This is a genomic window from Psychrobacillus sp. NEAU-3TGS (assembly GCF_029955155.1).
Classification (GTDB): Bacteria; Bacillota; Bacilli; order Bacillales_A; family Planococcaceae; genus Psychrobacillus.
In genome coordinates this window covers 251,840-268,924 of sequence record NZ_JAPNOZ010000012.1, presented here as the reverse complement: position 1 = coordinate 268,924, position 17,085 = coordinate 251,840, and the positions used below count along the sequence as shown (strand labels likewise).

The 17,085-nt window shown below is 36.0% G+C and carries 23 protein-coding genes and 2 pseudogenes; 3 read left to right on the top strand and 22 right to left on the bottom strand.

Features of this window, described 5'->3' with window-relative positions:
* Positions 1-2: 2 nt before the first annotated feature.
* Positions 3-698 carry a lytic transglycosylase domain-containing protein gene (locus OR571_RS17665; protein ID WP_282244686.1) on the bottom strand — a complete coding sequence of 232 codons (696 nt, stop codon included), beginning with the start codon at positions 696-698 and terminating at the stop codon, positions 3-5.
* 175 nt (positions 699-873) lie between these two features.
* Here OR571_RS17665 and mscL point away from each other — a divergent pair, with 175 nt between their 5' ends.
* Entirely contained in the window at positions 874-1,263 is a 390-nt protein-coding gene (gene mscL / locus OR571_RS17660) for a large conductance mechanosensitive channel protein MscL (protein ID WP_282244684.1), read from the top strand.
* A 24-nt stretch (positions 1,264-1,287) separates the two neighbouring features.
* Here the strand turns inward: mscL and OR571_RS17655 are convergent, their stop codons facing one another.
* The 4 genes from OR571_RS17655 to OR571_RS17640 form a co-directional block, all read right to left on the bottom strand.
* Positions 1,288-1,878: an SCO family protein gene (locus OR571_RS17655; protein WP_282244682.1), complete on the bottom strand. Its 591-nt coding sequence runs from the start codon at positions 1,876-1,878 to the stop codon at positions 1,288-1,290.
* A 105-nt stretch (positions 1,879-1,983) separates the two neighbouring features.
* Positions 1,984-2,106, bottom strand: a complete 123-nt coding sequence (locus OR571_RS17650; protein WP_142536932.1) for a YvrJ family protein — start codon at positions 2,104-2,106, stop codon at positions 1,984-1,986.
* Positions 2,107-2,163: 57 nt separating this feature from the next.
* Complete coding sequence (locus tag OR571_RS17645; protein ID WP_142536931.1) at positions 2,164-2,376, bottom strand: DUF2922 domain-containing protein; 213 nt, start codon at positions 2,374-2,376, stop codon at positions 2,164-2,166.
* A gap of 21 nt (positions 2,377-2,397) precedes the next feature.
* Positions 2,398-2,613: a DUF1659 domain-containing protein gene (locus OR571_RS17640; RefSeq protein WP_282244678.1), complete on the bottom strand. Its 216-nt coding sequence runs from the start codon at positions 2,611-2,613 to the stop codon at positions 2,398-2,400.
* A gap of 116 nt (positions 2,614-2,729) precedes the next feature.
* Between OR571_RS17640 and OR571_RS17635 the strand changes: the two genes are divergently transcribed.
* On the top strand, positions 2,730-3,185 hold the full coding sequence (locus OR571_RS17635) for a DUF2621 domain-containing protein (protein WP_282246276.1): 456 nt from the start codon (positions 2,730-2,732) through the stop codon (positions 3,183-3,185).
* Positions 3,186-3,364: 179 nt separating this feature from the next.
* Here the strand turns inward: OR571_RS17635 and OR571_RS17630 are convergent, their stop codons facing one another.
* The 10 genes and pseudogenes from OR571_RS17630 to OR571_RS17590 all read right to left on the bottom strand — a co-directional run bounded on the left by OR571_RS17630 (position 3,365) and on the right by OR571_RS17590 (position 11,631).
* The gene (locus tag OR571_RS17630; RefSeq protein ID WP_282244676.1) at positions 3,365-3,856 is read right to left on the bottom strand and encodes a CcdC family protein; all 492 of its coding nucleotides are present in this window, start codon (positions 3,854-3,856) and stop codon (positions 3,365-3,367) included.
* 29 nt (positions 3,857-3,885) lie between these two features.
* Positions 3,886-4,254 carry a response regulator gene (locus OR571_RS17625; protein ID WP_282244674.1) on the bottom strand — a complete coding sequence of 123 codons (369 nt, stop codon included), beginning with the start codon at positions 4,252-4,254 and terminating at the stop codon, positions 3,886-3,888.
* A 43-nt stretch (positions 4,255-4,297) separates the two neighbouring features.
* A complete protein-coding gene (locus tag OR571_RS17620) occupies positions 4,298-5,008 on the bottom strand; it encodes a cytochrome c biogenesis CcdA family protein (protein WP_282244673.1) in 711 nt (236 codons plus the stop codon).
* A gap of 300 nt (positions 5,009-5,308) precedes the next feature.
* Positions 5,309-5,656: a hypothetical protein gene (locus OR571_RS17615; RefSeq protein WP_282244672.1), complete on the bottom strand. Its 348-nt coding sequence runs from the start codon at positions 5,654-5,656 to the stop codon at positions 5,309-5,311.
* 182 nt (positions 5,657-5,838) lie between these two features.
* Entirely contained in the window at positions 5,839-7,623 is a 1,785-nt protein-coding gene (locus OR571_RS17610) for an ABC transporter ATP-binding protein (RefSeq protein WP_282244670.1), read from the bottom strand.
* Positions 7,623-9,377 carry an ABC transporter transmembrane domain-containing protein gene (locus OR571_RS17605; RefSeq protein WP_282244668.1) on the bottom strand — a complete coding sequence of 585 codons (1,755 nt, stop codon included), beginning with the start codon at positions 9,375-9,377 and terminating at the stop codon, positions 7,623-7,625. Before OR571_RS17605 ends, OR571_RS17610 begins: the two co-directional genes overlap by 1 nt.
* 207 nt (positions 9,378-9,584) lie before the next feature.
* Positions 9,585-10,124: a histidine phosphatase family protein gene (locus OR571_RS17600; protein WP_282244666.1), complete on the bottom strand. Its 540-nt coding sequence runs from the start codon at positions 10,122-10,124 to the stop codon at positions 9,585-9,587.
* A gap of 71 nt (positions 10,125-10,195) precedes the next feature.
* Positions 10,196-10,249: a hypothetical protein gene (locus OR571_RS23015; RefSeq protein WP_481900423.1), complete on the bottom strand. Its 54-nt coding sequence runs from the start codon at positions 10,247-10,249 to the stop codon at positions 10,196-10,198.
* Between the two features lie 68 nt (positions 10,250-10,317).
* Positions 10,318-10,431: a DUF3885 domain-containing protein gene (locus OR571_RS23010; protein ID WP_481900422.1), complete on the bottom strand. Its 114-nt coding sequence runs from the start codon at positions 10,429-10,431 to the stop codon at positions 10,318-10,320.
* A gap of 124 nt (positions 10,432-10,555) precedes the next feature.
* Positions 10,556-11,631, bottom strand: a pseudogene (locus OR571_RS17590) (citrate/2-methylcitrate synthase).
* A gap of 103 nt (positions 11,632-11,734) precedes the next feature.
* Here OR571_RS17590 and OR571_RS17585 point away from each other — a divergent pair.
* Positions 11,735-12,616, top strand: coding sequence for a LysR family transcriptional regulator (locus OR571_RS17585; RefSeq protein ID WP_282244664.1), 882 nt, complete (start codon positions 11,735-11,737; stop codon positions 12,614-12,616).
* Positions 12,617-12,675: 59 nt separating this feature from the next.
* Here OR571_RS17585 and OR571_RS17580 read toward each other — a convergent pair whose 3' ends face one another.
* The 7 genes and pseudogenes from OR571_RS17580 to OR571_RS17550 form a co-directional block, all read right to left on the bottom strand.
* Complete coding sequence (locus OR571_RS17580) at positions 12,676-12,918, bottom strand: hypothetical protein (protein ID WP_282244662.1); 243 nt, start codon at positions 12,916-12,918, stop codon at positions 12,676-12,678.
* A 655-nt stretch (positions 12,919-13,573) separates the two neighbouring features.
* A pseudogene (locus tag OR571_RS17575) lies at positions 13,574-14,868 on the bottom strand (arsenic transporter).
* Positions 14,869-14,942: 74 nt separating this feature from the next.
* Positions 14,943-15,308 carry a YybH family protein gene (locus OR571_RS17570; protein WP_282244660.1) on the bottom strand — a complete coding sequence of 122 codons (366 nt, stop codon included), beginning with the start codon at positions 15,306-15,308 and terminating at the stop codon, positions 14,943-14,945.
* A 2-nt stretch (positions 15,309-15,310) separates the two neighbouring features.
* Positions 15,311-15,745 carry a GNAT family N-acetyltransferase gene (locus OR571_RS17565; protein ID WP_282244658.1) on the bottom strand — a complete coding sequence of 145 codons (435 nt, stop codon included), beginning with the start codon at positions 15,743-15,745 and terminating at the stop codon, positions 15,311-15,313.
* A 17-nt stretch (positions 15,746-15,762) separates the two neighbouring features.
* Positions 15,763-16,257, bottom strand: a complete 495-nt coding sequence (locus tag OR571_RS17560) for a hypothetical protein (RefSeq protein ID WP_282244656.1) — start codon at positions 16,255-16,257, stop codon at positions 15,763-15,765.
* 11 nt (positions 16,258-16,268) lie between these two features.
* Positions 16,269-16,751, bottom strand: coding sequence for a hypothetical protein (locus OR571_RS17555; RefSeq protein ID WP_282244654.1), 483 nt, complete (start codon positions 16,749-16,751; stop codon positions 16,269-16,271).
* Positions 16,748-16,972 carry a helix-turn-helix transcriptional regulator gene (locus tag OR571_RS17550; RefSeq protein ID WP_282244653.1) on the bottom strand — a complete coding sequence of 75 codons (225 nt, stop codon included), beginning with the start codon at positions 16,970-16,972 and terminating at the stop codon, positions 16,748-16,750. Before OR571_RS17550 ends, OR571_RS17555 begins: the two co-directional genes overlap by 4 nt.
* Positions 16,973-17,085 lie beyond the last annotated feature (113 nt).

Below are 17,085 nucleotides of genomic sequence, written 5' to 3'. Positions count from 1 at the left end.
AATTAGAGTCCATCCTTTTTTTCTGTTTGTAAAGCAGAGGCAGATTGGAGTGCTTCCAACTGACTTTCGTATAAATGGTAAAAATACAACACATCTTCTACGTATTTATCGCTCCGGTTGTAATTAAAGATAGCCTTTTCTAATTCGCCATCAGCCGCTCCACTTGCTGCTAAATAGTTTGCCGCACTGAAAATGGCATCTTCTATATCATAAGGATCAGCTACCCCATCCTTATTTGCATCCACACCATATCCTCCGTACTCTGCAATTATTTCGGGATTTACTTTATCCTTTTCAGGGATATCGCCTTGTCCTAACCCGCTACAGCTAGGATGGGACCAACCTACAAAGGTGCATGGCATGAACTGCATATGCCCCTCTGCCCCTACTGGAGAAAGCAGTGGATCCATGGTTGAAAATATAGTTTCCATTCGATGATGGGCAGCGAGTAGTGTCCATGGCACACCATATATCTCTTCTGCTTGTTGGTAGATTGCAATATATTCTTCAGGGATATCTAATTTTTCTTGAGAAAATGATTTTAAATGAATGGATTCTGCCCATTCCATTACTACCGGTATCCTCTGTAATTCTTTCCACCCGATGATCAACAGTATATACACGGTAATCGTAATGGGAAGAAGTAATACAAGTATCCAAGCTTTAGCTTTATAGGATGTGCCCTTCTTTTGCTTCATATAGCTTTATTCACCTATTTCACGTAATACTTTTGTGTCATCGTCTATCTTACCCGTTTATCACTCAAAGAAAACAATAGCATGTTTTCTTGCAAAAAAGTAGTCTAAATATGTCGAAACTCCCTATACATTTTTAGCATTTTTTTGTAGTATGGCACAATGGAGGTGATAATATATGTTGAAAGACTTTAAAGATTTCGCTTTTAAGGGAAATGTACTAGATTTGGCTGTAGCAGTTGTTATTGGTGCTGCTTTTGGAAAGATTGTATCTTCATTGGTAGAAAATATTATTACTCCGCTAGTTGGACTTCTATTAAATGGCGTTGATTTCACTTCCTTGTCATTTAAGTACAAGGAAACAGAAATTTTATACGGCAATTTTATACAGTCTGTTTTTGATTTTATCGTTATTTCTTTTTCTATCTTTTTGTTTATTCGCTTATTATCTAAATTTAAACGAAAAGAAAATGTCGTGGAAGCTACAAAAGAAGCTCCACCTGTAGATTCAAAAGAAGTATTATTAGAAGAAATCAGAGACTTACTTAAAAAGCAAAATAATGCATAAAAAAGAACCCACTAAGGGTTCTTTTTACTTTCCATCTGCAATTAATGCTTCTACATCCATTACAATCTCTTCTTTTGGTACATCTTGATAACCATCATAGTTTTTCACAACGACACCGTTTTGATCAACCAAAAAGAAGGATATACCATGCATTACTTCATTCGTATTCGGATTTTTAATAGCAGCTGTTTTAAAATTATCCGCTGCAAATTTTTTAATATCTTCTTGAGAGTAACCAGTTAAAAGATTCCATTTGCTTTCATCAGGAACTTCATAATTACTAATATATTCTTTTAATACTTCTGGTGTATCGTACTCAGGATCCGCTGTAAAGGAAACAATCTCATAATCTTCTATTCCTTTATCCACAAGTTCCTTTTGGATATCGCTCATATTGAAGGTCATTAATGGGCATTCTGTTGTACAATTCGTATAGATGAAACTTGCTAGCCAAACGGTACCTTTTAAATCATCTAGTGAAACAGCTTCACCACGTTGGTTTTTGTAATTGAAATCTTCTACTTTCCAATTCGTTTGTGCTTCAAAATTACCCCCACTTCCGCACCCTGCAAGTATAAGCAAAGTGATAGATAGCATTGCTAATAATTTTTTCATGGAATGAAACCTCTCTTTTCTATTATAGCCTAATCTTAACGAAACAAATTGTTTCATTCAACTACATTGGCTCTTATTAATTCAACAGTTTTGTGAATAGGAATGTTATTTTAATGATAATAATGCATTTTTAATTTCTTCGAGTTTGTGTTCCACTCTATGCATCAAATAAAATGATACAAAAATAGGAAAACCAACATCTTGAATAACTGCAAGCCATTGTTCCATTCTTATGCATCTCCCTTTTAAAAAATGACTCTCCGCCGAACGGAGAGTCATTTTGTATTAAATAATATCTGTTACGTTTCGTTCTACTACTTTTGCACTTTTGGCTAGTGCAAGAGTCGATCCTTCCACTTGAAAAACATTACTACTGATAATTGCATCCATGCCTGTTTGTATTTCTTCTGAAGTAAGTGATTCTTTTGGTTCGTCCACGGATATCATCATGTTTTTTCCGTTTGCTGCTTCAAATTGTAACTGCAATGTTTTAGCCATACTGTCTCCTCCCTATCATTATTAGTTTAAGTTAGATGTCTCAATTTTCTCAGCCCCAATATAAGGACTATCTGTAAAACTTGTTAATGCGTTTGCTACTACTTCTAATTGATCTGCCGTTGCAGCAACTTGTAAATTGCGGTAAGACTTCGATTTTGTCTTCATCTTTCCGTCTTCTGTCAATCCTGCCTCATAAATCAGCTTTAATACTGCTTCTTTGTGTTCTAAGTTCGCCATGTGTATCACCTCCTTTCACCTAGTAGATAGAAACTATTTGATCGAAAGGATACATTCCTAGTGAAATATTCTTGAGAACATCTTATACTATTGGTAAGAAGATTGAGGTGAATAGATTGTTAAATGGTTGGTTTTTATGGTTTATACTTTTTTGGGTGGTCGTATTAATATCATTAATGGCAATTGGCGGATTTTTTATGTTCCGAAAGTTTTTAAAAGCTTTGCCTAAGGATGACGGAAAGTCTGTGCTAGATTGGGAAGAATATTATGTCAACAACACGATACATTTATGGAATGAAGACCAAAAAGTACTATTAAATGAATTAGTAAGTCCAGTGCCAGAACTCTTTAGACCGGTGGCAAAACAAAAAATAGCAGGTAAAATTGGGCAATTGGCGTTAGAAGAAAAAGCGACTTCTATTACAAGGGAGCTGTTAATCCGTGGTTATATTATTGCCACGCCTAAGCGAGACCATAAATTTTTACGAAAAAAACTAGCAGAACTTAAGATCGATGTTACACCATATGAACAGTTTTTCGAGCTATCAGCTGATATGCCTAGAGGAAAATAAAAAAAAGCGAGCATCCCTATTCCCAGGAATGCTCGCTTTCTATTTTATTATTGATCCAGCTCCAGCGCCAGCGCCTTGCCCCTCGGGGTCAAATGTGAAAAAGCTGTGGTGGCTGAGGAGCTGCCTCCTCGCTTTTTCCCATTTGCCTGTCGGGGCAGAGATAGGCTCTTGCGCTTTTCTTACAAACTTCCTTCTTTTTGTATTTTCCTAAATTGCATATACATCGCAATTCTCCAAGGAACTATCATACCAAAAGCTAATATCCAGAACATGCCACTAAGTGCCCCTACATTAATTGTAGAGCTAAGCACTAGCTTTCCAATAATTCGTATGATTAACAACCCGAACAGGATAAAAATAAATGCTTTGGATTGCTTCAAATAAATTTCACCATCTCTACGTTCAAATTTGGAAGTCCAAATCAGCACGGTGGAAAACAATATTCCAGCAATTATCGCTTCTAAAAATTCTAACCCTGTTACTCGAAAAAAAGGAAAGATAAACATCAGTGCTCCAGTAGACATAAAAAGAGGAGGCAACAATATTTTCTTCACACTTGCCGGACGTTTGGCAGATTTCGCTCGAATGGTCGTAACCGCTATTCCCATTCCGATAGCAAACACCGTAGAAACAATGATCATTACGTTTGGTGAAATTTTTTCAAATATCATATATATCATATCCTTCAATTCTAATGCATCTATTCTGAGTCGGCTGTCACATTTTGTAGCACTTGCACTATTTGTTCAGGGTTAAATGGTTTAGTTATGAAATCTTTGGCGCCGGACTCTAGTGCATCTACTATTAGTTTTTGTTGTCCAAGAGCAGTCACCATCACTATTTTTGCATCTGGATGCTCAGAGATGATTGCTTTAACTGCCTCAATACCGGTCATACCTGGCATTGTAATATCCATTGTTACTACATCTGGTAATAATTTTCTATACATTTCAACTGCTTCTTGACCATTAGCTGCTTCACCAATTATGTCAAATTGATGTTCTTCAAGCATTCTTTTAATCGTAGTTCGCATGAAAATTGCATCATCCACTACTAATACGGTTCTCATACTCGTGCCCCCTCACCAATGAAATCAAAAATTCTTCATACGGTTAAAATCCTGTAAAATCACCAAAAAACGGACTCAAAACACGTATAATATATTCTAAACCGTCAAAAAACAATAAGATACCTAGGGCAATCATTATATAACCGCCTACTTTTACGATTAAATTACTGTTTTTACGAATCCAGTTAAGTCTTGTAACAAAGAAAGATAATACGAAAAATGGAATCGCAAATCCTAATACATATGCTAGCATATACCATATACCAACATCTGGATTTGACCCTGCCATTACAATGACTGCAGCCAAAATTGGTCCTGTACACGGTGTCCATCCTGCTGCAAATGCCATCCCTATCAGAACGGTCCCTAAAAATCCGGAAGGACGATTTTTAAAGTGTAGGCGTTTTTCTTTCATTAAAAATGCTGGATTAAATATACCAACGATGATCAATCCAAAAATGACAATGAAAATTGCACCAATTTGGCGTAGCAAATCTCCATATTGAATAAAGAATGTGCCTACTAAAGAGGTTGCGAATCCTATTGCAACGAATATAATTGAAAATCCTAATAAAAAGAATAATGTGTGTAACATTCCTCTTTTTTGCATCAATTTTTTGTCTGTTTTGATTTCTTCTAGTGACATTCCCGTAATATAAGATAAGAATGCAGGATACAATGGCAGTGTACAAGGAGAGATAAAGCTTAAAAATCCGGCTCCAAATGCCAATAAAAGATTAATGTCGGTACTCACGGCTGTCTTCCTTTCCGATTTACTGTCCCTATCGTACCAAATTTACCTCGCTTTGACTCTACAATTGCTTGTGACAGCTTTTTGACTCTTTTAACTGATTATATTTAATTAAGACTTTTTAAGTTTAGCAAATCTTCAACCTTTGTGAAAGACTGGAATGTAAATTATTCATTTTGACTCATTGCCCAAATTCTACTACTAATTTAATCAATCGTCTTCCTCCCCACTGATTTCTTTAAATCCTTACAAAAAAATCACCCACTATAAGATATAGGTAGGTGAATTTCGAATTAGAAGGGATTATTTTGCACTTTGTGATTTTTCCAGATACTGCAATGCATTTTTCATTTCTTGTAATGCTACTACTAAGTCTTCATACGCTTTCGTTGCATGTTGCGCATTCACCTCTGCCTCATAATCTATTCTTGTATCTACAAAAACTGCTCCAAATAAAGCTATTTTTCTTTGAAATACTTGAACCTCAGCTAAGTGTTCAATTGTAGAATTCATATATGTATATACATTGAAAGAATGTTGATTTGCACAATATTTTTCATATAAATTAGAGCGCTCCTTCCCTGTTTTCATAGCTAGCTGCTCTAATTCTTTTGCACATGCTACAACGTTTTGACCTTGCTCTGTAACCATTTTTGTACATTCTATTATTGAATACATCTTCTCTTACGACCTTTCTTGTTTCCACAACTATTGTATCATAATAGAAAAATAGTCGGTTACTTGGAGATTGGTCTTTCCACATATTGATATCTTTAAAAGTTAACAACCCAGCAAAAGGTTTTAACTCTTGCTGGGTTGTTAGACTGTAATAATTAGGCGATATCATCCACCACATTGTTTTGTAATAGATACATTTTATGATATAAACCTTTTTGATTAAGAAGTTCTTGGTGAGTACCACGCTCCACTATTTCCCCGTGATGCAGAACAAGTATAAGCTCCGCATCAGCAATCGTGCTTAAACGATGAGCAATTGCAATCGTAGTACGTCCTTTTCGCATCTTTTCTAAACTACTTTGAATGGCAACTTCCGTTTCGGTATCAATATTTGCAGTTGCTTCATCCAATACTAAGATTTTTGGGTTCGTTGCGATTGTACGCGCAAAGGCAACTAATTGTCTTTGTCCACTTGAAAAAGTAGAGCCTCTCTCTGTTACTTTTTGCTTGTACGTATTCGGAAGCTTTTCGATAAATATATTTGCTTGCACAAATTCTGCAGCAGCTTTTACTTCCTCATCACTCATCTCTTTATCATGTAATCGAATATTATTCTCAATATCTCCGTAGAACAAAAACGGATCTTGTAGGACAAGGCCAACTTTTTCTCTAATTTCTTCGGCCTGAAAGTCTTTCACAGAATGCCCATCAATTTTAATATCCCCTTGTTCAAACTCGTAAAAACGCATTAGCAAGTTGATAATGGAACTTTTCCCACTGCCCGTATGCCCTACTAATGCTACCGTTTGGCCAGGTTCTGCAGTAAACGAAATATTTTTTAGCACATCTGTTTTCCCATCATAAGAAAAAGTGACATTTTGAAATTCGATTTTTCCTTGTTCTATTTTTGCACTTGTTACATCCCTTTGCGAAGGTGCCAGATCTTCTTCATCTAATAATTTAAATACACGAGAAGCTGCAACAATCGCTTGTTGGAATATAGACAAACGTTGCATCACTTGATTGATAGGCTCAAAGAATCGGTCTATATATGTAACGAACGCATATATAACCCCAACTTCTACTACATTATTCATCGAAATAATCCCAAAATAGCTAAGGACCATAATAATGGCCAATGCGTACACTAAATCGATTGCCGGTCGAAGCAGCAAGCTATCTAACTTGATATTACGCTTACCTGCATTCCAGTGTTTATCATTAATTTCGTTAAACTCATCTTGCAATCTATCTTCTTGTCTGAACGCTTGTATCATTGTCATACCCTGCAATGATTCCGCTAGCTTCGCATTTAGTTGGCTCAGTCTTTCACGCAAATCCTGGTACACAATCGAGCTATGCTTTCGATACGTAGTAATAATGAAAAATAATATCGGTAATAAAAGAATGGTAACCAGCGCTAGTTTTACATTCATTATAAACATAGCGATATATACACCGATTACTAAAAATCCGCTTTGTACAAATGCGACTAATACACTAACGAACATATCTTTAATCGCTTCCGTATCATTCGTTACGCGAGATACAATGCTTCCTGCTGGTGTTTTATCAAAGTATCGCATGCCTAACTTGTGCACTTTTGAAAAAACATCGATTCGCATTTGTTGGATAATTTTTAACGCAATTTCTTGAAACCTTAGTAATTGAAAATAGCTCACGATGACATTACCAACTTGTATGAAGACGTAGCCAAGTGCTAAACCGACAATGGGACTTGTCGGGAAATTTCGTGGAGTTAAATAATCATCCATAAATACCTTGATAAGAAAAGGGCCTAAAATGTCTCCTATCACTGTTAAAATCAGTAAAAATAATGCTAACGCAATAACTTTCTTATGAGGCTTTAAATAGGTGAGCAAACGTTTGAAAACCTTCCACTGATCTTTTCCGCTTAACTGTAGCTGTTTTTCATTCATTATGCTTCACCTCCTTGTTCCACTAATGATTCAAGTTGTTGTAATTGATACATTTCAAAATACATTCCCTTTAATTCCATTAATTGTTCATGGGAGCCTTTTTCTTTAATGGTCCCTTCACTCATAACGATTATTTGGTGTGCATGTTGAATCGCACTCAATCGATGAGAAGTGATAATGGTCGTTTCATTCTGTCGTTTTGCTTTCAAAGCTTCTAGTATGGCCTCTTCTGTCCGTGCGTCTACTGCAGATAAAGAATCATCGAGAATTAGTAGCTCAGGATCCATCATCAAGGCACGTGCAATTGAAATACGCTGCTTTTGACCACCTGATAAAGACACTCCTCGTTCGCCGACAACCGTGTTATAACCATCCGTAAACTGCAATATATCTTCATGAATATATGCAAGTTTCGCAGCTTCATGCACCTGTTCTATAGAAGCGCCTGCATTAGCGAACGCAATGTTTCCGGCTACCGTTGTGGAGAACAAGAAATGATCCTGAGGAACATATCCGATCGCTTCACGTAAACTCCGTTTTTTGTATACATCTATTGGGTGTTCTCCATATAAAATTTGCCCTTTAAATCCTTCGAATTCTCGCATTAACAGTTTAAGTATCGCTGTTTTACCAGACCCCGTTTTTCCGACGATTCCTAATGTTTCTCCGCGTTTAAGCGTAAAATGAACATCAAGTATGGCAGATCTTTCGTCACCTGGAAATTTAAACTCATCTACATGAAATTGTATATTTCCCTCCGGCTTTTGTTCCAGAGCATTTTCTTTATCATCAATTTCAATCTCTTCATCCAATAAATTCATAATACGGTCATACGAAGCACGACCTCGCTCAACAATATTAAATAACCAGCCGAAAGCAAGCATCGGCCACACGAGTAGTCCCAAATAAGAAGTGAATGCAAACAAGTCTCCAATTGACATCTCATCCGCTAATATAAATCGAGTTCCAAATATAATCGATAAGAAGAAACAAATTCCAACAATGAGTGAAATCGTGGGATCAAATAATGCATCCACTTTGGCAACGCGAATGTTTTTATCTACTACATCTTGCGATAATTGCACGAAATCTTCGGTATCCTCTTTTTCTTGTCCGAATGTTTTAATGACTTTCACACCAGAAATACTTTCTTGTGCTTTATCATTTAAATTGGAAAATGCTTCTTGCGCATAACGAAAACGTTGATGCAATAGCTTACCATAATAGCTCGTTAAGATAGCCATAAGTGGTAATGGGATAAGCGCGATTAACGTCAGCTTCCAGTTAATTGTTATAGCCATAGCCGCAATAACAAAGCCACCTGTTGTGATGGAATCAATAAGAGTCAGTACACCAGCTCCTGCCGTTTGTTGAACAGCAGACAAATCATTCGTAGCATGAGCCATCAAGTCTCCCACTCGTTTTTTCTGATAAAACGAAGGAGCCATTTTCGTAAAATGACGAAACAATCTTTCTCTTAGCTGTCTTGCTAGAAAAATGGCTGAACCAAAAATCATGATGCGCCAGTAGTAACGCAATGCATACATACCGATTGCAGCTACCGCTAAAATTCCAAGCCATTTTAATAAGGTAGCACTCGTTAAAGTGCCCGCACTTATTTCATCTACAACATACCCAATAATTTTAGGAGGGATCAGCTGTAAAAAAGCGACGAGCATAAGCATAACAATACCCAATAAATATTGCTTTTTTCTTTCTTTAAAAAACCATCCTAAATCCAAAAATACTCTCACATTTTTTCCCCCATGTTTCTATATTAAGACTAATATAGTTTAGCAAATGTTCATACATTTCGGAAGATGAATAATAGAATTTATTTCGGTAGTTGAAACTTTATTTTAACTATGTGAAAAAGCACTCAAAACAGAAAGCAAGCGGAAAAATAAATTGCTATTTTTCTGCTTGCTTCTTTTATATAGCGAATTACAAAAACTTCTATTTCATTTCCATATTCGCTTAAAGGTTCTTTCCCCTTCTAGCACTTCAACCAAATAAATATCAGGATTGGACAATGTCTGCCACTGTTCAAAACCAAAACCTTCATCCATGCTGTTTAATAACAAAGACATAATAGCCCCATGTGTGACAAGAATAACATCTTCTTCAGAAGAATTTATAACTTCCTCCAAGACTGAACTGATTCTACATAGTGCTACATCGCTAGATTCTCCCCCCAAGAATGTTAATGAGCTGTCTTGAAAGGACATCTTAAGCTTTTCCATCCAATCGGGATAATTCTCCGTACTGAGTATCTTTTCAGCGAGTCTAGCATCTTTTATAATGTCCATTTCTTTGCTTTCAGCCAAAGGTTCAACAGATTGAACTGCTCGTACATAATGGCTAGAAATTATTTTGTCAATCTTCACATTTTCAAAGTAATCCCTCAGCATCATTGCTTGATTGTAACCCTCAGAAGTTAAGTTAGCATTTTCTTCCTGTCCTTCTGCTTTACAATGCCTGATTATGTATATTCTTTTCATCCCTTCAACACCTCGACAATCTTTTCTCGATTATAATCTAGTATCCAATCATTAAAACTATCGTACATTTTTCATATAGACTCAGGAGAAATTGCTAGCAAATCACATCCACGGTCGTCATACACTTGATAAATCGTTTTCCGATCGATGTTATGTAAGGTAGAAACAATGTAATTGCTCGGCGATAAACATCTCACATATAGTGATGTTTCTCTTGCATGTTAACGCCAAGTTCAAACCGAATTCCAATATCCCATTCATAGAATAAAGGTGTCCTCAATTTATGATTTGGATAGTTAGCCTTCATAAAGTGTTCTATATCCATCTCTCTATCTCCAATTTACCTCCCTTCTAAATTTATGGTGATATCTACTAATAAATATAACGAAAAAACACACGAAGAAAAACATTCTCTTCTTCGTGTGTTCAATTTAAGAATTTATCCCCTCTTTTATCTCAGCTACATAAACAGATTCGGGACGGAATATAGTGTTGTCATTAATCTGCTCAATAGCATGGGCAGTCCAGCCAACCATTCTTGCTATACTGAACGTAGGAGTGAATAGCTCTGCCGGCATATCAATCGAGCGCATAATGGCCGCTGCATAGTATTCCACGTTCGTATACAATTTACGTCCCGGCTTGTGCTCAGCGAGTAAATCGATAATCTCTTTTTCAGCTATTGTCGCTAAGTCTAACCAGGCGTCTTTTCCTTGTAGCTGCAAACATTTTTCGCGCAAAAGAATCGAACGTGGATCTTCTGTTTTGTAAACGCGGTGGCCGAATCCCATTATTTTTCTCCATTCTTGATTTTATTCTCTACAATTGCTCGAATGGAGGAAGGGTCCTTAAACTCATTTAGTAAATCGATAACGCCAGACGGGGCACCACCATGAAGTGGGCCTTTCATCGTTCCAAGTGCAGAAGTAATGGCTGCTGTTAAATCAGATTCCGTCGAAATCGTTACTCTTGCTGCAAATGTGGAAGCATTTAAACCATGCTCCATCGTCAGCTTTAAATAGGTCTCCAGTGCTTCCACTTGTACTTCACTAGGGACCTCTCCATTTATCATCCATAAATAGTTGGCTGTATGGGATAAATACTCATCCGCTTCCACTATTGGGAGATCATGCTGATTTCGGTAATGTCTTGCCACAATGATTGGTAAAGCAGTTGTTAGTATGATAGCTTGTTCCTGTATCGTTTTTTCCTTAAATTCCTTATGAGCATACGCAGATATTGCTGTTCTCATGGCATCCATTAATAGAGTTTCTTTTGGTAGCGAGTCAATAATATTTTTGATATGATTCGCAAGTTCTCTATCGTTTTGAAGAGTGGCGCTTGTCCGTTTTCCAGTCCAAAGAAAGTTTGCTAGCTCTTCAAACGAAAGATTGGGTACCAATTCATCGACTTTAACCCCTCTATATCTTAGCTCCCCTATGTTTCCTTCGACAGATGCGATGCTTGTATGCACCGCTACTATATCCTTTAGTCCTCTTTGATACATATTTACCATCTCCTTTTATTTTAGTATATGAGTGTTGGTTGATAATGAAAATTAAATATATATAATTAAATTAATTAACATTATTAATCGAGTAGGTGAAAGTATGGAGTATCAATGGCTTAAAACATTTTGCATTGCGGCAGAAACGCTCAACTTTCGAAAAGCTTCCGAAAAATTAATGTTGTCCCAACCGAGCGTTACTGTTCATATTCGGTTATTGGAAGAACATTTAGGTACCCCGCTTTTTGAGAGACAAAATAATCGAGTGTCACTAACAGACACGGGAAAGTTCTTCTTACCAGAGGCGCAGCAAATAGTGAACCGAATTGAAAATAGTGTAGGCAAAGTACAAGCATTTGCCCAGGGATATCGCCGTAACTGGAGTATTGCCATTTCACCACTTATGGCGGAAACGATTTTACCAAATGTTTTACGTTCTTTTATGAAACATCATCCGGATGTGGAGATAAGTATTCGTATAGAAGAATCGCATCAGATAGAACAACTGGTGGAGCAAGGAGAGGTCAATATAGGTGTTTCAGCACTGGAAGCACAACAAAGAAATATACAATCTATTCCAATCTATGAGGATCCTATATTATTTATTATGCCTTTTGATGAATATGATGAAGAAAGTGGTCCACCTATTGATATAAAAGACGTTCTGCAGAAAAATTATCTATTCACGCATCACCATCCCGTCTTTTGGGATAGTCTTTTATTGCAACTAAATAAACATATTGTCAGTCTTCGAACGATGAAAGTAACACAAGCCCATATAACCAAAAGATTCATCCAAGATGGACTAGGAGTTTCTTTTTTGCCACACTCTATTGTTAGACGAGAGCTAATCGAAGGTAAAATGATGCAACCACATTTTGATTTGTTTGAATTACCTTCCGTCTCTACTTACCTTATTGTAAAAAGACAAGGGGACTTGGAAATAGACTTCATCGACCGAATTTCGACTTATTATTTTCGATAGACGAACAAAAAGGGGCACCATATTACATATGTGCTCCCCTTTTATATTCATTTAAAAGCTTAAATAGACGTATTCTTTTTGAGAGTAAATGTTTGTGAAAGGAAAAATGCAATGGTAGCAGCTAAAACTGCACCTACTAAATAAATGGGTGATGCATTTCCAAAGTCAACTTCAGAATACATACCTACGCCAGTCGAAGTTATTTCTGGTGTATTTAGTAGCGTAAGTAACATCCCCGATCCTATTTGCAATATAAAAAATAATACAGCAACACTCATCATGAACAGCAAATATTTTTTCAAGTACTTACCTCCCAATGAATGTTTACGATTTATTCAATAAAAAGTTTCAATCTATCTAACAAGTGAATGATTGCTTCAGTCAGCTGTAGCTCACAATTTGGGAAGTTAGGTATGGACGCTCCGTTTAGCATTTCATATGATGGATTGCTTTTATTTACTCAAACTCTTAAATGATGTTATAATCGTAGTAGACACAGGATAAAATAAAAAGAACGCTTGGTGCGACAACACCAAACGTTCCTGTAATACCATAGCATCGCTTCAAAGGCGATCAGCAGTGAAGATTAGTAAACCACCCAATTGCCGGTAAGCTCAGGGGTGGTTTACTTTTTTTCTTTAGTAAAAGTAAGTATGGAAACGATCAAACCAGCGAACGCCACTGCGAACATTAAAGACTCGAAAGTTGTCATATACAACATCTCCTTTCCTATTTTGGAAAAAATCCAAAAATAGTGAATTGGAAATGCTGACCACCCTTGAACACGCTATTTTATTACTCTTCTATTATACCACACATACGTTCTATTTTAATTGTACAAGCTGTGATTCAAATCAACCATTTATCCTTTTAATTCTTTGGTTTTATTGTACTAATAATTATGTATCTGAGTGGGAAGTACAAATACTTCCGCTGTACGCTGAAAAGCATCCCTCTCTAGAAAATTAGTAAAGTTAGATAGAGCCCGCATAACGTAATAAATAAAATTGGGATCGTTAATACAATTCCTGTTCTAAAATAAGTTCCCCATGAAATTTTAATGTCTTTTTGAGATAAAACATGTAACCACACGAGTGTAGCAAGCGAACCAATAGGAGTAATCTTAGGACCTAAATCCGATCCAATCACATTTGCATAAATAAGTGCTTCACGTATCGACCCAGAAGTATTCGTTTCCGCGATTGCTAATGCATCAACCATGACAGTGGGCAAATTATTCATAACGGAAGATAAAAATGCTGCGATAAAGCCCATCCCAATTGTCGCAACAAATAGTCCTTTGTTTGCTATAAATTCAACAACACTCGCCAAAGAACCTGTTAGCCAAGCATTTCCCATTCCATATACAACGACATACATACCTATAGAGAAAAAACGATACTCCAAGGTGCTCCCTTTATAACCGCCTTTGTATTTACTACGGCACTTCTTCTCGCCATCAATAAAAATAAAACAGCGATGACACCTGCGATAATGGATATCGGCATATCAATAAATTCACTAATAAAGTAACCGACAAGCAAGATAAATAACACTCCCCAAGATAAGTGGAACATTCCAACATCTTTTATTGCTTCCCGAGGCATGCGCAATTTTGATAAATCATAAGTTTTCGGAATACTTTTTCTAAAATAGATATATAACACCGTTATTGTAGCAATTAAGGAAAACAAATTGGGTATCAACATTCGATAAGCATATTCCGCAAATCCAATACCAAAGAAATCAACCGATACAATATTCACTAAATTACTCACGACAAATGGTAAAGAGGTGGTGTCCGCAATAAATCCACTTGCCATAATAAATGGAAAAATCATCTGCTCTTTAAAATGTAAATGTCGAACCATTGCAAGTACAATTGGCGTTAGTATAAGTGCCGCACCATCATTAGCAAAAAAAGCCGCAACAATCGCACCTAATATACTGACATACACAAACATCTTCACACCATTACCTTTAGCGGCCTTCACCATATGAAGCGCTGCCCACTCAAACAATCCAATTTCATCTAAAATCAATGAAATGATAATTATCGCAACAAAAGTCAATGTTGCATTCCATGTAATTCCTATTACTTCTTGTACATCTTGAAATCCCACCACTCCAACTACTAAAGCAATCAAAGCCCCGCCACACGCAGACCATCCAATGGATAAGTTCCTAGGCTGCCAAATAACTAAAGTGAGTGTCAAAAGAAAAATCAAAGATGCCAAAATCGCATCCGTCATTCAAAAAGCCCCCGTTTTGGTGCCATGCACCTATAATATATTTGTAACATTCGATGTTTCTCATCAAGCATATCTTAGAAGCTGCTTAAATGTTCATGGATTAGTTTCCATTCGCCATTATCTTCTTTTGTGAAGATGTTCGTGGCTCTTCCACTACCCTTCACAAATTCTCCATTATAATACCCTTCATATCGATACGTATAAATACATGTCGCAGATTTCTCTTCTTTCGTTATCCACTTAATATCTTCTGCTGAATAGACCTCTTCTTTTATAAGATTCCATGCATTTTCAAAATAACTTTGAATCTCACGACTAGTTGTACAAGTTTTGTTTGAAAACCAGTAAATTGCATCTTCGTGAAGAACGCTTCTCACATTATTGAAGTCATGCGTATTTGTCGCACTTATATATTGATCCAATGCTCTTTCGTAGCCCATTATCAATCCTCCTGTATTTTCATACTTCTTGTTCTTTTGTATTTGCACATAAAACGTTCAACTCTTGGATATTTTTCTCCTAGGCTAATAATAGTAAATCCCATTTTTTTATAAAAATTCACTGCATCTTGATCTGTTTCTGCAAAAATCTTGGAGAGTGAATAGTTTTCTATTATAAAATTTATCATTCTCTCCCCTATTCCCCGACCTCTCATATCGGGAAATACGCCAATTTGTTTAATAATACAAGTATTGTCCTCTGTAAATACAACTCCAATACAGCCAACAAATTGCTCAGCTTGCTTGTATCCATACAATTTTCTGTTTTCCTTTTCTTGATAAAGCTTATACTCCGCATCAATTTTGCTTTCAGATGTAACGTACGTTAATAATTTTCTTATAGATGTTGGTAGAACTTCCATGTTTATTTCTTCCACGTTTCATATCTCCTTAGTCACTTAGAATATAGCACTTTGTAAGTGATGAGATAGGTAATAAATCCAACAATAGGTAAAATTGCAATGGCAAATATAGCATAATTCAAAGGTGAGTGAATGGCATATGGAATCATGGAAAAACTAATTAACAAAGGAATAGTAAATACAACTATGACAGAAAATGCTGCTTTTGCAGACTTACCAGTTATTTCAGACTCTCTTTCATCCTCATGAGTCATCTCTGGAATAACTACTTCCCTCATTTTTATTCTTCCATTATTCCGTTTTTTGGATAGATGCTGTGTGTATGAAGAATTTATCATTCCAATAATTATAGCTATAAGACCATAAAACCCTGCATTGATCCTATTTTCTCTATAATAGTCGAAGCTAATTTCCTTATTTAAAAACATATCAGAAAGCTGATTATTCTTTAGATTAACAAATGCCAATACTGCGAATGAAATAATAAGAAGTATTCGTAAAATAACTGTTACAGTCAAAATTCTCATAATAGCCTCCCTCACCGAGCATGAAAGTATTTAAAGGTTACTAAATAAATGATCAAACCAAAAACTGGTATCGAAGCGGTCGTATATATCGGATACCAAGGATAATCAAGAAAATAATTTGGTATTAGCATATACGACCCTAAAAGAATGACCGTGTAAAATATAATAAAAACAAATGCATAACGAACAGCTTTGCCAGTGATTTCAACAGACCGCTCATCCGAAACATCATATTCAGATAAAATATATTCTTTTAATAGAGCATTTTTCTTTTTCTTTACTACGATAAGATCAACCACGTTAAAAATTATTAAAAGTATAGTAACAATGGTTAAAAAAGTTCCTCTCCAAGTACTAATATACACAGAGAATTCATCAATATAACCGCGTCCAAATAGCTCAAAATACTGATTAATTTTCACATAATCATACACACTTAGCGCTATGGCAACAAAAAGCAAACACCTCAAAATAACTGTCACATACATCCTCATTTCGCATCGTCCTCCTTATAAAAAATTTGTTCAATGGGTTCTCCAAACACTTCTGCTATATTCATGGCGAGCAGTAATGATGGAGTATAGCTACCTTTTTCTAATGAAACAATTGTCTGTCTTGTTACTCCAGTTTTTTCAGCAAGATCACCCTGCGTCAAGTTGAATCTAGCTCTTAATTCCTTTACTCGATTTTTTAGCAAACTGCTCCCTCCAAACATTCTCTTTTAATTGTATAGTTTATTTTTCTTTTTGTATAGTTCATTTTACTTTTTGAATACTTTACTTTACTTTTTATTCAATATAAAAGGAGGATATTCAGCTAACAATACTG